This window comes from uncultured Psychroserpens sp. (genome assembly GCF_947494225.1).
In the GTDB taxonomy this organism is placed as follows: Bacteria; Bacteroidota; Bacteroidia; order Flavobacteriales; family Flavobacteriaceae; genus Psychroserpens.
The window spans coordinates 1-524 of record NZ_CANLUG010000029.1; the positions used below are offsets into that span (position 1 = coordinate 1).

1 protein-coding gene is annotated in these 524 nt (G+C 38.7%); it reads right to left on the reverse strand.

Going from position 1 to position 524, the window contains the following annotated elements; translation table 11 throughout:
- Nucleotides 1–524: hypothetical protein (locus Q0893_RS19510; RefSeq protein ID WP_299278965.1), on the reverse strand; the 524-nt coding region annotated here is incomplete at both ends.

Here is a 524-nt window from a genome sequence, read left to right on the forward strand (position 1 = left end):
GCATCAGACTCGGTAACATGATAAGTTAAGGTAACATCCGTTTGACCTCCTATAATCTCTGAATCCTTAGTCGTTAAATCAAATTGTGCTATGCCATCTGCATTGGTATCACAAATAACATAATCTTCTATCTCTACTGGAACCTCTGGTGATGGTAATACGCGGATTGTTAAGGTCTCTGATGCATTATAACATCCTGTAATCGTATTGGTAAGTCGGATATAAATCGTCTGAACATCCATAACAATATTAGTATAAGGACTCGATAGAGCATTATCTCCAGTCTCTGCATCTTCTTGAGTCTCATGGTAAGTCACAGCTGTATCCAACTCGCCTCCTATAATCTCTAAGGTTCTTTCCTCTAAATCGAAAACTTCAAATCCATCATTATCTGCATCACATACTTCCAAATCAATCGGCGCTGTAGGTGATGGTATTGGATTTACTCGTAATAATATCGTTGCTGTTGTGCTTACAAAACAACCTGTAACATCGTTTGTTGCGCGTACAAATATCGTTTGCGG